This is a genomic window from Spirosoma koreense (assembly GCF_054777875.1).
On the sequence record NZ_BAAHAC010000029.1, the window covers coordinates 740190 to 755048 of the forward strand.

General features: G+C 54.7%; 9 protein-coding genes. 7 read left to right on the forward strand and 2 right to left on the reverse strand.

Going from position 1 to position 14859, the window contains the following annotated elements:
* Nucleotides 1-174 precede the first annotated feature (174 nt).
* The 3 genes from ACYVC2_RS30970 to ACYVC2_RS30980 all read left to right on the forward strand — a co-directional run bounded on the left by ACYVC2_RS30970 (nt 175) and on the right by ACYVC2_RS30980 (nt 7589).
* Nucleotides 175-3471, forward strand: a complete 3297-nt coding sequence (locus tag ACYVC2_RS30970; protein WP_461109332.1) for a SusC/RagA family TonB-linked outer membrane protein — start codon at nt 175-177, stop codon at nt 3469-3471.
* A 29-nt stretch (nt 3472-3500) separates the two neighbouring features.
* Nucleotides 3501-4931, forward strand: coding sequence for a SusD/RagB family nutrient-binding outer membrane lipoprotein (locus ACYVC2_RS30975; RefSeq protein ID WP_461109334.1), 1431 nt, complete (start codon nt 3501-3503; stop codon nt 4929-4931).
* A gap of 138 nt (nt 4932-5069) precedes the next feature.
* Nucleotides 5070-7589 carry a PIG-L family deacetylase gene (locus ACYVC2_RS30980; protein WP_461109336.1) on the forward strand — a complete coding sequence of 840 codons (2520 nt, stop codon included), beginning with the start codon at nt 5070-5072 and terminating at the stop codon, nt 7587-7589.
* A 75-nt stretch (nt 7590-7664) separates the two neighbouring features.
* Here the strand turns inward: ACYVC2_RS30980 and ACYVC2_RS30985 are convergent, their stop codons facing one another.
* Both ACYVC2_RS30985 and nudK read right to left on the reverse strand, forming a co-directional pair.
* Complete coding sequence (locus tag ACYVC2_RS30985) at nt 7665-8021, reverse strand: DUF4406 domain-containing protein (RefSeq protein WP_461109338.1); 357 nt, start codon at nt 8019-8021, stop codon at nt 7665-7667.
* Nucleotide 8022: 1 nt separating this feature from the next.
* Complete coding sequence (gene nudK, locus ACYVC2_RS30990) at nt 8023-8610, reverse strand: GDP-mannose pyrophosphatase NudK (RefSeq protein ID WP_461109340.1); 588 nt, start codon at nt 8608-8610, stop codon at nt 8023-8025.
* Between the two features lie 53 nt (nt 8611-8663).
* Between nudK and ACYVC2_RS30995 the strand changes: the two genes are divergently transcribed.
* From ACYVC2_RS30995 to ACYVC2_RS31010, 4 genes are all read left to right on the forward strand, one after another.
* The gene (locus tag ACYVC2_RS30995) at nt 8664-9416 is read left to right on the forward strand and encodes a DeoR/GlpR family DNA-binding transcription regulator (RefSeq protein WP_461109342.1); all 753 of its coding nucleotides are present in this window, start codon (nt 8664-8666) and stop codon (nt 9414-9416) included.
* Between the two features lie 3 nt (nt 9417-9419).
* Nucleotides 9420-13199: a hydantoinase B/oxoprolinase family protein gene (locus ACYVC2_RS31000; protein WP_461109344.1), complete on the forward strand. Its 3780-nt coding sequence runs from the start codon at nt 9420-9422 to the stop codon at nt 13197-13199.
* A 96-nt stretch (nt 13200-13295) separates the two neighbouring features.
* Nucleotides 13296-14222 carry a sugar phosphate isomerase/epimerase family protein gene (locus ACYVC2_RS31005; protein ID WP_461109346.1) on the forward strand — a complete coding sequence of 309 codons (927 nt, stop codon included), beginning with the start codon at nt 13296-13298 and terminating at the stop codon, nt 14220-14222.
* A gap of 160 nt (nt 14223-14382) precedes the next feature.
* Complete coding sequence (locus ACYVC2_RS31010; RefSeq protein WP_461109348.1) at nt 14383-14856, forward strand: Dps family protein; 474 nt, start codon at nt 14383-14385, stop codon at nt 14854-14856.
* Nucleotides 14857-14859: the final 3 nt, after the last annotated feature.

Sequence of the window (14859 nt, forward strand, 5' to 3'; positions counted from 1 at the left end):
AGTATTTTTCCTTAAGCGCGATACATACCTAAGAAATATAATTTATTTCATTTTAATTTTAATAGTTAAAATATAATTCTAAATATTTATTTTATTTAAGAATAATATTTTTATATAAAATTCAAGATAATACTTTTGCGAACAGCACTTGTATTTCTTAATCTACCTAAAGCTATGAAGCAATCACTACTGGCAAGCCTATTACTCATAGGCTTCAGTTACTCAATGGCGTGGGCGCAGGGCCGAAAGATCAGCGGTACCGTAGTCGCTGAAGAAGGCGCAGGCGGTTTTGCGGGCGTTACGGTCGTGGTGAAAGGCACGACAATCGGTACCATAACCGACACAAAAGGAGAATACAGCCTCAACGTACCGACGACCGGCACCACCCTCGTTTTTTCGGCCGTCGGGATGACCACGGTCGAGGAACTAATCGGCTCTCGTAAAACCATCGATGTTACGCTCAAGAGCGACGCCAAACAGTTAGGGGAAGTCATTGTCACTGCCCTTGGCCTGCGCGAAGAGCGAGACAAATTTGCTTCGTCGGTGTCGACAGTATCCGGCAAGAACATCAGCAAATCGGGAGAAACCAGCCTGCTGACCGGCCTGAGCGGCAAAGCTTCCGGGGTTCTGATCACCCGAAACGGCGGTGATCCGGGAGCGGGCGCCTACATCCAGATTCGCGGGCAGAACACCATCAACGGGAATGCCCAGCCGCTGTTTATTGTCGATGGAATTCCGGTCAGTAACTCCAGCGACAACAACGGATCAGCAGCGGGCAACTCCATTGTGCAGCAGTCGCGCATCAACGACATCAACCCTGAAGATATCGAAAGCATGGAAGTGCTGAAGGGCGCGTCGGCAGCAGCTTTGTGGGGCACACGGGCCGCCAACGGGGTGATCGTCATTACCACTAAGAAAGGCAAGGACTCCAAGGGCAAGGTCAACATCACGTTCAAGTCCACCGTATCGTTCGACCGGGTCAATAAAATGCATCCCTTACAGACTACCTACGGGCAGGGTAGCAACGGCCTCTATAGCCAGGGAAATAAGGTTAGCTTCGGCGATCTGATTTCCGACCGGAAAGGCGGGCCGGATACGTACATCACCGACCCGACGGCGCCTGGTTACCAGGGTTTCGTTACGTTTCCGGATGGGACGAAGCGGTACGCGATTGCGGCTGGTACGACGGCGAATCCGCACGGTGGCAAAAATTCCAGAGAGGTGTTCGATCACGTAAACGACGTGTATCAGACCGGCCATTTTACCGACAATAGCCTCAACATCAGCGGTGGAAATAACCGATCCAATTTCATGATCAGTTATTCGAATCTCAACCAGGAAGGGATTGTCAAAGCGTTCAGCAATTACCAGCGCAATACCGCCCGGGTCAACGTAGCCAGTCAGTTTACCGACTGGTTTCGGGCCTCGGCCAACGTGGGTTATTCGAAAGTATTTTCGTCCCGCAACCAGCAGGGCGACAACCTCGACGGTATTTTGCTGGGAGGTACGCGAACCGCCCCCGACTTCGATAATTCCTACTACACCGGAACGTATACCAACGCGGCCGGGCAGGTATTCAACAATGCGCACGTCTCGTACCGCAATCCGTTGGGTATCGATCAAAATTCGATTTACTCGAACCCGGTCTGGAACATCAATAATAACAAAAACACCACCGACGTCGATCGGATTACGGGCAACGTAGAACTGAATATTACCCCCAACTCGTGGCTGACCGTTACGGGCCGCACGGGTATCGACAACTTTACCGATGCCCGGCTGGAACGCTTTGCGCGGAATTCATCGACTTACCTCGGCGGTTATCTGTCGAAAAACTGGATCACCGAGAAGCAGTTCAATACGGATGTGTTTGCCAACATGACCAAAACATTCGGCAGTGACTTCAATGGGTCTTTGCTGGTGGGTGTCAACTACAACAGCCGCCGGAAAGCCATTTTATCGGATGCGATCACCAATCTGATTGTGCCTACCGCCCCCGACATTCTGACGAATGCCCTGAACTCGAACCTGACGGCGAGTAACTACAATTCACTGATCCGTACGTATGCCTACTACGCACAGGCCGAAGCGCAGGCGTACGACATGCTGTTTCTGACCCTGACGGGCCGGAGCGAAAGTGCCTCGACGTTTGGCGCCAAAACCAACAGCAGCTTCTTTTTCCCGTCGGCTGCGCTAGCCTGGCAGTTCAGCAAGCTCAAAGGCCTGGAAACCAGCTCAGTGCTGAGTTTCGGAAAGTTGCGACTGACCTGGGGCCAGGTGGGTATTCAGCCGCAGCCCTACCAGAACTTCACGACTTTCGTGCCCGTAACGCCCTCCATCTACGGCGATGCATTTGCCGGGGGGCTGTCGTCGGCCAGTTCGCTGTACGGAGGTGGGTACGTACGCAGCACCACAGCGGGCAATGATTTCCTGCGCCCCGAGCGAAAAACCGAAACCGAAGTAGGCGTCGACCTACGCTTTCTCAACAACCGCATCAACTTCTCGGCAACGGCTTATAGCAATTCGACCAAAGATGTCATTCTGTCGTTGAACGTACCGAACGAAACCGGGTATACGGTCCGTAACATCAACGCGGCCGAGCTGTCCAACAAAGGACTCGAATTCGAAGCCGGGGCCGACCTGCTGACCCTGGGTGATTTCAAATGGAATCTGGCGGCTAATTTTTCCCTCAACCGGAATAAAGTCATCTCCCTGGCCGGGGCTACGGTCTATACCCTGCCCGACAGTTATCAGGAGAATTCGTCGTTGATTCCGGGGCAGCCCTTCGGTATTTTTTACTCCACCGATTTCCTGAAAGACGAATCGGGCAAATACAAGCTCGATGCCAACGGGTTTCCACAGGGCGGCACCGACAACGAGATCATCGGCAATCCGAACCCAAAATGGCGGGGGGGCTTAGGAAGCACGTTCTCCTATAAAGGGCTGTCGCTGTACGTTCTGTTCGATCGGGTATCGGGCAACGACTTTTACAACGGCACCCGTGGGGCACTCTACAACATCGGTACCCACGGCGACCAGGGTCATACCGCCATTGCACCCGCGGGAGGCATCAAAGACGTGACCGGAAAAACCATTGCCGCCGGAACCGCTTTTCAGGGCGAAATCAAAGATTTTGGTGCCGGACCCGTCGCGCTGAATCAGGCCTGGTATCAGGGTCGGGGAACGGCCTTCAACTCCGCTTCCTACAAGCAGTTTATCGAAGACGGCAGCTCGACCCGGATGCGCGAAATTACCCTGAGCTACAGCCTCCGCAGCGAAAAATTCCGCCGGTTTACCCACCTGTCTTCGGTCGACTTTGCCCTGACCGGCCGGAATCTGGTGTTGTGGACGAACTATACGGGTACGGACCCGGAAGTGAACATTACGGGCGCTGGCTTATCGCGCGGACAGGACTGGTTTACCAACCCTAACACGAAATCACTGCTTTTCTCGCTGAAAATCACCTACTAGCCATTCGGACACGTAAACGTACGCTGATCATGAAAACATCATTTGCCTATAAAGTTACCCTTGTTCTGCTAGCCGTCAATCTGCTCAGTAGCTGTCAGGATTTATTCAATGAGTCGAACATTCAGAGCAACCCGAACGCCGTTACGGACGTCGACGTGGCCACGCTCCTGTCGGGTACGCTGCTGGGCGTGTCGCTGCTTCACGAAGATACCGACGTGCGTATTTCGGCGATCTGGTCGGGCGCACTCAACGGGCTGGCCCGTCAGCACCAGGGCTATGCCGACTACATCGTTTCGTCGCAGAATTTCTCCTGGAACCCCCTGTACCCCGTAGCCAGCCAGACCCGGCTGATCCAGACGAAAGCTGATGCCGTGGGCGATAAATGGACGAAAGGCGTTGGGCAGGTACTCGAAGCCCTGCTCATTGCCAAAGCGACTGATTTCTACGGCGACATTCCTTATAGCCAGGCTTTCGACGACGTGAAATACCCGACGCCGGTATTCGACAAACAGGCCGATGTGTACGCGGCTCTGCAGACCACCCTGGACAACGCCATTCAAAACCTGTCGGCACCGGCGGGTCTGGCCTTTTCCAGCCAGGACTTCATCTACAAAGGTAACGTGGCGAAGTGGAAAGCAGCCGCCAATACCCTCAAAGCCCGGCTTTATCTGCACACCGGCGAATACGCCAAGGCAGTTGCCAGTGCGGCTTTGGGCATCAGCAGCCCGGCGGGCGACGCGCTGGTACCGCATGGCACCAGCCAGGGTGTCGATTACAATCAGAACTACGATTTTTTTCGGGTCAACCGGGCGGGTGATACGGGCTTTGATGGTGCCTACCTGCCCACACTGATGAAGTCCCGGATAGGCTCGACCAACACAAAAACCGCCGAAACCGGGCTGTATAATTTTTACTTTAAAGTAGGCATAACCGCTACCGGCAGTTTAGACCCTAACGTAGTCGATGGCGCCTTCAAATCGACGGCCCCTCACCCTATCCTGACGTACTACGAAAACCAGTTGATTCTGGCCGAGGCTCAGGCCCGGCTGAGCGATTCGGCGAAAGCACTGACGGCCCTCAATGCGGTCAGAAGTGGGCTGGCGGGTGGTTATCTGAATGGCCAAACGCTACCGGCAACGGGCCTCAAATATGATGCTTATACACTGGACGATTTCAGCCCGACCGGACTGGCCAACCCGACCAAAGCGACTTCCGTACAAACGGCGCTGCTCTACGAAATCATTACCCAGCGGTATATTTTCTTCCTGATGCAGTACGAAGCCTTCAATGATGTGCGTCGGTTGGCCAAGGCCACGCCCGTGGTTCAGTTGCCGATTCCGCTCTATACCGGCACTCAAAAGCCCCAGCGGTTCATTTATCCGCAGGGCGAAGTCAATACCAATCCGAACGTACCGAAGCCTCTACCCGATCAGTTTCAGAAGATACCGATCTTCCAATAGTCCATTTTGTTGTTAGGTAACGTATGGTAAAAAGCTACTCAGATTGGGTAGCCTTTTCTTTTTGTCATTCGCCAGCTCTTGGCCGAATACGGCTGGAATCGTAAATTTGTCTGATTCGCCAATAATCTACCTCCAAACGTGACGTTCCGTACTCTCCTCCCGGTTTTTATTGTAAGCTGTTTTTTCTCCCAGACCACGTTCGCCCAAGTTCCCTACGGCCCCATCAAGCCGACGCCCGCCGGCGAAATTCTGTCGAACCTGAAAAAACTGAACGTGCTGGGCACGGTTCTGTACATAGCGGCTCACCCCGACGACGAAAACACGCTTTTTCTGGCCTACATGGCCAAAGAACGGCTGGTTCGCACGGGATATCTGGCGCTGACCCGGGGCGACGGCGGGCAGAATCTCATCGGGCCGGAACAGGGCGAAAATATCGGCGTCATTCGTACCCAGGAGCTGCTGGCGGCCCGGCGCATTGATGGTCCCGACCAGTTTTTCAGCCGGGCTTATGACTTTGGTTTCTCGAAATCGACGGACGAAGCGGTTCGGACCTGGGGCCAGGATAAAGTCTTGTCGGACGTGGTCTGGATGATCCGCAAATACCAGCCCGACGTGATCATTACGCGCTTTCCACCCGATGCCCGCGCGGGGCACGGTCACCACAGCGCGTCGGGGTTTCTGGCCGAAGAAGCGTTTAAGATTTCGAACGATCCGACGAAGTTTCCTGAACAATTGTCCTACGTAAAGCCCTGGCAGACCCGGCGGATTATGTGGAATGTTTTTATTCCGGGTGCATTTCTGAGCAACAAAAAGCCCGAAGAAGCGGGTAACCTCATCGGTATTGAAACGGGATTATATAACTCGCTACTGGGCCGGTCCTACGGTGAAATTGCCGCCGAAAGCCGCAGTCAGCATAAAAGTCAGGGGTTCGGTGCTTCGGCGAACCGGGGCGCCCGCGTCGATTATCTGCTCTTGAAAGGCGGTGATCCGGTGCAGAAAGATCCGCTCGATGGCATCGATATAAGCTGGAAGCGGGTGAAAGGAACCGACGCCATTCAAACACAGGTGAACCAGTTGATCAGCGCCTTCCGTCCCGACCAGCCAGCCGCTTCGGTGCCCGCTCTGGCACAACTGTACGGCGCTCTCGGCCAGCTCGATACGACTAATCTGTACGTTAAAGCCAAGCGGCAGGACGTTCAGACGATCATTCAGCAATGTCTGGGACTTTGGTTCGAGACGAATCCGGCCGCTTTTGCTGCTACGCCCGGTTCATCCATTCCGTTATCGACCAACATCGTGAGCCGGGCCGACGCGCCGGTTACGCTCGTGAGCGTTCGGTATTCGACCGGTAAAGACACTACGCTCAACCTGGCGCTCAAACCAAATGATGTGGTGGTGTTACCAACGACCGTGTCTATTCCGGCCACGCAAAAAATTTCGCAACCCTACTGGCTCGAAAAGCCCATCGTAAAAGGCCTGTTTCAGGTCGACAATCAACAGTTGATCGGCTTGCCTGAGAACCCGCCTGCGCTGTCGGCCAGCTACACGTTTTCCATCAACGGCCAGCGCTTTACTTATACCCGGCCTGTGGTCTACAAATCGACGGACCCGGTCGATGGGGAGATTTACCGGCCGTTCATCATCCAGCCCGAAGTCACGGCTAACCTGACTGAACGGGTGTATATCTATGCCGACAACAGCCCCAAAACCGCCGAAATCGTTCTGAAAGCCGGGCGGGCGAACGTATCAGGCACGCTGAAACTGGATGCTCCGGCGGGCTGGCAAATCGAACCCGCTTCTCAACCGTTTTCGCTGGCCGCCAAAGGCGAAGAACAGCGGGCCACATTTAAGGTTACTCCAACCGCACAGGCTAAAGACGGCAAACTACAGGCGGTGATGACCACGCCGACCGGTACGTTTACGACCAGCCTCCGCCAGATCGCTTATAAACACATTCCGACGCAAACGCTGTTTCCGCCCGCTGAAGCCAAATTAGTTAAGCTGGACGTGAAAGTAACGGCCAAAAACGTCGGTTACATCGTCGGTGCAGGCGATGAAGTACCGGCCGCGCTGCAACAAATGGGTTGTCATGTTACCCTACTTGGTCCGGCTCAGCTAAACGGCAATCTGTCGGTTTATGATGCCATCGTAGTGGGCGTTCGGGCTTATAACACCGACGATTTTCTGGCTATTTACCAGCCAAAGTTGATGGATTACGTCAAAAACGGTGGAACGATGGTAGTGCAGTACGTTACGCCAGGCGGCTCGGGCTTCATTCAGAATGGCCTGAAAGTAAATCAGTTAGGCCCGTACCCGTTCAAAGTCGTGAACGAACGCGTGACGGAAGAAGATGCGCCGATGACGTTTATCAACCCGCAGCATCGGCTGCTCAATTACCCCAATAAAATCACCCAGGCCGATTTCAACGACTGGATCCAGGAACGCGGGATTTACTTCGCGCAGGACTGGGATAAAGCCTACGAGCCCATTTTCTCGGCTCATGACCAGAACGAAGCGGCCAAGCAGGGTAGTTTGATCTACGCCAAATATGGCAAAGGTCATTTCATGTACACAGGGCTGGTCTTTTTCCGCGAGCTGCCCGCCGGTGTACCGGGCGCGTACCGGCTGTTCGCTAACCTGATCTCCGTGGGTAAATAATCAGGATGTCGAATTCTGGGTATCGTTGATAAAGGTTTCCCTTACGCTGCCTGTTGTTTCATGAACACGTCTCCTTTATGAAATGACAGGCAGTTCGTCTAATCTCCAGAAGAGCTGTTTTTCTTTCATTTTAGCTTGTTTCATCATTTCATCAGCCCCGGTCGATGGACCACCCACGCGTAAAACGCCATCGCAGTGATCAATCAGTTGCAGGGCGACCGGGTGGAAAATTTCGTTGAAAACCGGATCACCCAACCTCGTCGATCCCGCCTGCCGGATGAGCGGCAAAGCAATCCATTCGCCACAGATCGGTGTATGCCCTCGGCGATATACGGCCAATGCAGCTTCTTCCATACTGTGCATGTTAGCTGCAATCAAGTCTGGGTTGTCGGTCGTGTTCGAACGGTACGGCCCCGCAATGAGAATGAGCATCTTAATTTGGGTTGTTTGCGAGTTGACGTAAACGCAGGTATTGCAACAGCATGATCGTTTTGCCATCCATAATCTCGCCCCGCTCCATCATGACCAGCGCCTGACTGACAGGCAGTTCCAGGATATCGATTTCTTCTTCGTCGATACCTCCACCCAGGTTACGCTCGGTGTCGGACGTGTACTCGGCGAGGTAGAAAAACAGCTTTTCCGTTACGGAACCCGGACTCATGTATGCTTCCATGATCTTCTGCACCGACTGAATCCGAAAGCCGGTTTCTTCTTCCGTTTCCCGACGGATCGCATCGTCCGGATGCTCATCGTCGAGCAGACCGGCGCAGGCTTCGATCAGCATTCCCGAGGGGTTCCCGTTGACGAAGGTAGGCAGCCGGAACTGGCGAGTCAGGATCACGGTATCGGTTTGCGGGTTGTGCAGCAGAATCGTAGCGCCGTTGCCCCGATCGTACGCTTCGCGCTGCTGAGTAGCCCACTGGCCATTTTTACCGAGGTAGTTGAACGTAAAACGTTTCAGAACATACCAGTTGTCGGAAAGCAGTTTCTCCTCCGTTATTTGTACTCGTTCATTTACCATTGTTCAGTATTGTTTATTTTTGTTTATTTTTGAACAAAGTACCGTAAAGTGTCATGAATTTCCAACAGCGGAAGCAACGAATTGTACAAACGGTCGAAGAACGCGGCTCAGCGGATGTTCACGAACTGGCCGAACTGCTCCAGACATCGGAGATGACAATCCGTCGGGATCTAATCCAACTGGCCGCTGCGGGGCTGATCTACCGGACGCGGGGCGGGGCCATGAAAGTTAGTCTGGCCACTGATTCCCACCGGTTTGCGAACAAAACCGCCGTCAACGCCGAACGCAAGGACTACCTCTGCCAGTTAGCTGCCCAGGACATTCAGGAGGGCGACATCATTTTTATGGATTGCGGTAGTACCGTTTTCCGTCTCTGCCAGTTCATTCGCAACAAACGGATAACGGTGATTACCAACTCCCTACCCATCGTGGCCGAGTTGATGACGTCTGAGGTGACCGTAAATCTGGTGGGGGGGGAGGTCGATAAAGAGCGGCAGGCTGTACACGGACTGATTGCCGAAGAACACATGGCGCGCTACCGGGCCAATCGGGCGTTTATTGGCGTCGATGGAATTTCATTGCAGCACGGGCTAAGTGCCAACAGCGAAAAGGAAGCCAGCACAGCTACGACCATGGCCCGCCAGAGCGAAAAAGTTTACCTGCTCTGCGACTCATCGAAGTTAGAAACAGCCAAATACCTCTATTTTGCGCCCTTAAGCCTGTTCGACGTGCTGATTACCGACAGCGAAGCGAAGCCCGATGTGGTAGCAGCGTATCGGCAGGCGGGCATTACCCTGATCAACTGACGCATGTGGCAAATCTGGATTGATACCGGTGGAACGTTCACCGACGGGCTGGCTTTGGACCCCGAAGGCAACCTGCACCGCACCAAAGTACTCAGCAGCAGTCGGCTCCGTGGGCAGTTGATCGGTGACAAGCTTATAGCGCCCTGGCTTACAGCACCCATCTTCGACGGGTATCAGGCCCGAATAATTGAAACAGACGAACGGTATCAGATCAGGTCTTTGGCTCAGAACAGCACGCTGGTCTTTGACCGACCCTTTTCGGTGCAACCAGCAGCGGTAACCATCGAACTCTTTACGGGCGAAGAAGCTCCCGTTCTGGCCACGCGACTCCTGACCCAAACTCCTTTGCATCGACCCTTTCCGACGTTGGAAATGCGGCTGGGTACCACTAAAGGAACCAATGCCCTGCTGGAACGAAAAGGTAGCCGCGTGGCGCTGGTCGTAACGAAGGGATTCAGAGATCTGCTGGCCATCGGCACCCAGCAACGACCCAACTTGTTCGAATTGGCCATTCCGCCCGCCGAAGGGCTATACGACTCCGTCTGGGAAGTCGAGGAACGGATAGCCGCCAGCGGTCAGGTGCTCTCTCCGCTGACCGATCAGACAATTGCCGCATTAGTCGACCAGTTGCGCCAAACCCAACCCGACGCCATCGCGGTTTCCCTGCTGAATGCCTACCGAAACCCTACCCACGAACGACGGCTTCACGCAGCACTGACCGCTGCCGGTTTCCCTTACACTGTCCTGTCTACGGATGTATCTTCCGCCCCCCAATACATTCCGCGCACGCAGACGGCGGTCGTCGATGCATACCTGACGCCTATAATGCGGTCTTATCTGGATAACGTGCACCGGCAACTAGGCGGGCACTCACTTCGGGTCATGACCAGTGCTGGCGGATTGGTTCGGGCCGACCTGTTTCAGCCCAAAGACAGCCTGCTCAGTGGCCCCGCCGGGGGTGTCATCGGAGCTGCGGCCGTCTGCAACGAGCAGCCCGTGCTGACGCTCGATATGGGCGGCACCAGTACGGACGTAGCCCGCATTCAGCAGCAGTTGGATTACCGGTTTTCTACAAAAATAGGGTCGTTCGAGCTTCAACTGCCGTCATTAGCGATCGAAACGGTAGCCGCCGGGGGCGGGTCCGTTTGCTGGTTCGATGGCGCACAGTTACGCGTAGGACCACAAAGCGCAGGGGCGAATCCTGGCCCGGCCTGTTATGGAGCAACTACCACCGACCAGGTACCATTGCTGACCATTACGGACGTAAACCTGTTATTGGGCAAACTCCATCAGAAACAGTTTGGGATTCCGGTTTTCCCGGAAAAAGCCCAGGAAGCATTAGTGGCAGTCAGACGCCAGATTGAAGCAAAAACCGGTTCCCAGCCCGACACGGTAGCTTTACTGCGCGGTTTCGAACGCATTGCCAACGAAACTATGGCGGGTGCCATCCGCAGAATTTCCGTCGCCCGCGGCTTTGACCCTCAGGCCTATAGTCTACTGGTTTTTGGCGGGGCTGGTGGGCTGCACGGCTGCGCAATTGCCCGTCTGCTGGGCATGGAGCAGTTGATTTTACCCTTCGATGGAGGCCTGTTAAGCGCTTACGGCATTGGGCAGGCGCAAATCGAGCGGATAGGCTCGCAAACAGTGCTGCAACCGCTGACCGAAATGGAAGATACTCTCTCCGCACGAATCAGCGAGTTGATCCAGCAGGCAACGCAGGTTCTCCGGCAGGATGTGGGGGCGGATGTACCGATCGAGCCAAAAACCGTTTCGGTCTTTCTACGTCTGGCTGGCCAGGAAGCGGCAGTAGATGTGCCGTTCAGCAACCACCTGAAAGCTGATTTTCAGGCTAAATACCAACTTCTATACGGTCATTATCCGGCCAGTCGGCCCATTGAGGTAGAAAGCCTCCGGGTTATCGTCAGTACTGTCAACCAACAACCAGCGCAGAGCGGCCCTCCGGCCAGTCACCGGCACGCCGTTCCCGCCTTTGAGACTGAGGCCTACCCAGCCTACGATTGGACCCGGTTGCAGGAAGGCGATACTTTCCGCGGTCCGGCACTGCTGTTGAACACGACCTCTTCGGCCTTTATCGAAGCTGGCTGGCGGGTGGTGGTCCAGGCCGATAAAAATGCGATTATCGACTACGTTGCCGATGTTGAAGACCTTCTCCCTGCTTCTGTCACGAACAACCAGAGCGAAGACCAGGAAGTGATTCAGCTCGAACTCTTCACCCAGCGCTTCCGGGCGATTGCGGAAGAGATGGGGGCTCAGTTACAGCGTACAGCTTTTTCGGTCAATGTCAAGGAGCGGCTCGATTTCTCCTGCGCTCTGCTCGATGCCAACGCGGAATTAGTGGCCAATGCACCCCATATTCCGGTACACTTAGGTAGCCTGGGCATTTGCGCACGGCTGGTTCTGGAGAAGCTACCGCTCGGACCGGGTGACGTAATCATCACCAACCATCCGAAATACGGGGGTTCACACCTGCCCGACGTAACGTTGCTGAGTGGCGTATTTACAGACCAGGGCGAACGGATCGGGTATGTCATCAACCGGGCGCATCACGCAGAAATTGGCGGGAAAGTGCCTGGGTCCATGCCCCCCGACGCAACCAATCTGACCGAAGAAGGGGTGGTACTGGAGCCTCTGTACGTGGTCAAAAATGGCGTCTTTCAATGGGATGCCGCCGAAGGAGTCGCCGATCCGCTGGAAGCCCGTTTTACAAACGGCCCCTACCCTACCCGTGCGCTGGCCGAAAACCGTGCCGATATCGAAGCTGCGCTGGCTTCATTACGAGCCGGTGAAACAGCGCTGCAACAGCTCGTCAGGCAATACGGCTTGTCTACCACACAGCGGTATATGGCCCGCTTGAAACAGTCGGCTAGCACGGCCATCGCTGCAGTACTGGAACCACTCGACGGCCAGACGCTTAGCGCTGAAGAAGCCCTCGACGACGGACATACCATTCGGGTAAAAATGTCGGTACGGGAGAGTCGACTTACGTTCGATTTTTCGGGTACTTCAGGGGTTCATCCGCATAACCTGAATGCCAATATCTCCATCTTATACAGCGCGGTGTTGTACGTGTTGCGGTTGTGGTGCGGCAAAGACATTCCGCTCAATGAAGGCCTGATGGGGCCCGTCGAGTTCATTTTACCCGAATCCTCTTTTCTGAACCCCGTCTTCCCCGATGCGTCGGTGGATTGTCCGGCCGTGGTGGGTGGCAATACCGAAGTTAGCCAGCGGCTGGTCGATACCCTGCTGAAAGCGCTCGGGCTGGCGGCCTGCAGTCAGGGAACGATGAATAATTTTCTGTTCGGAAAGTCGTCTGTAGCTTCCGACTCCTTCGGTTATTACGAAACCATCGGGGGTGGAGCGGGCGCTACCGATGGGATGGCCGGCCGGTCGGCGGTTCATCAGCACATGACCAATACCAAACTCACCGACCCGGAAGAACTGGAACGGCGCTACCCGGTTCGTCTGCACACGTTCGCGATTCGCGAGGGGTCGGGCGGCAGGGGCCGGTGGCCTGGTGGCGATGGGATTATCCGGGAGCTGGAATTTCTGGAACCTGTGCAGGCTACGCTACTGAGCCAGCATCGGACCGTGGCCCCTTACGGCCTGAACGACGGGCAGCCTGGCGCCACCGGTCGTCAGACGCTGATCGGTGGCGATGGCCGGATCACAGCGCTGCCGGGTATTTTCACGCGGGCCATGCAGGCCGGTGAACGCATCCGGATCGAGACGCCGGGGGGCGGGGGCGCCGGCGAAATCGAGTAAAGGTTTGCTGATCGGTGCTTAGGCGTTGTAGCCACTCAGGCTACGAATAAGTCATTGGCCTGGCTGGGTCAAATCACTAGCGTAACAAGGTTTACTATGGCTACCACCCGTCGAGATTTTCTGAACACAGCCGTAGGTGCTCTTGCGCTGGGCGGTACAAAGCCTGTTGAGGCCCGTTTCCTGGCAAAAGCCTGGCCTGTTTCCTGCAATGCCTATACCTGGGGCACGTTTTATGGCCGGGAGAAAAAACAATGGATGGCCGACCCCGATGCCTGCCTGTCGGAGTACGTCAAGACCGGGCTTACGGCCTACGAACCGTCGTTTACCAGCGTTGAGGAAGTAAAGCAACTGGCTCCGTATCTGACAAAGTACCGGCTGGCCATGCCATCGCTGTACGTCAACAGTTCGCTGCATCGGGCCGACGAAGCCCAGCGTTCTATCGAGTCGGTACTGGCTATTGCCGATGCGGCCAAACGGATCGGTACGCGCGTCATCGTAACCAACCCCAACCCGATCAAGTGGGGAAGCAACGACGATAAAACCGACGCTGAACTCATCGAACAGGCTAAAAATCTCGATCGGTTAGGCGCTGAACTTCGGCAACGGGATCTTACCCTGGCGTATCATACACACGCTCCGGAACACCGGCAGGCCGCCCGCGAATTTCATCACATGCTGCTGGCAACCGATTCTAAACACGTGTCGCTTTGCCTGGATGCTCACTGGGTTTACCGGGGTTCGGGCAATTCGCAGGTAGCGCTATTCGACGTGGTGAAACTATACGGGAAGCGCATCGTGGAAATCCACATCCGTCAGTCCAGAAACGGGGTCTGGCAGGAAACCTTCGGCGACGGTGATATCGATTACCGACGGCTGGCAAGAGACCTTAAAGTCCTGAACGTTTCTCCGTTGCTGGTGCTGGAGCAATGCCTGGAGAAAGACTCGCCCAACACGATTGGCCCGGTAGAGGCTCATAAGCAGAACGTGCGCTACACGCACGACGTTTTCGCAGGATTGGTGTAACGTATCTTCCAGACAGGGTTTGCTGTCATCGATACTATTTAGACTGACCACACATTACTTACTGTACCGAACAAAGCGGCTAACTCCTGGTTAATGAGGAATCGACTCCGGAAATCCGGCCTGTCGAACCAATCTCTCATTTTAAACTCACGTTACTCTTATGCAACCCAATATTGGTCTTGAGAAAGATGTCCTCAAACAGGATAATGTTCTGCTGAACGACTTCCTGTCCGACCTGCACGTCGTGTATATTAAAACCCGCAAATACCATTGGAATGTCGCTGGCCCTAATTTTATGGAGTACCATAAATTCTTCGAGAGTCAGTATAAAGCCATCGAAGCCGAAATCGATGAAGTAGCCGAGCGTATTCGCCAGTTGGGTGGCACTCCCCTCGCCACCATGGCCGAGTTTATTCATAACACCAGCCTGAAAGAAGATAGCGGTAAGCCAAAAGATACCGCCGACATGTTCAGAAATCTGCTGTCGGACCACGAACAGATCGTTCGTGAACTGCGCGAAGACGTAGAAAAGTGCGACGAAGAACTGAATGACGCGGGTACGGCCGATTTCCTGACCGGGCTAATGGAAGCGCACGAAGCCATGGCCTGGATGCTGCGGAAATACCTTTCGTAGCAC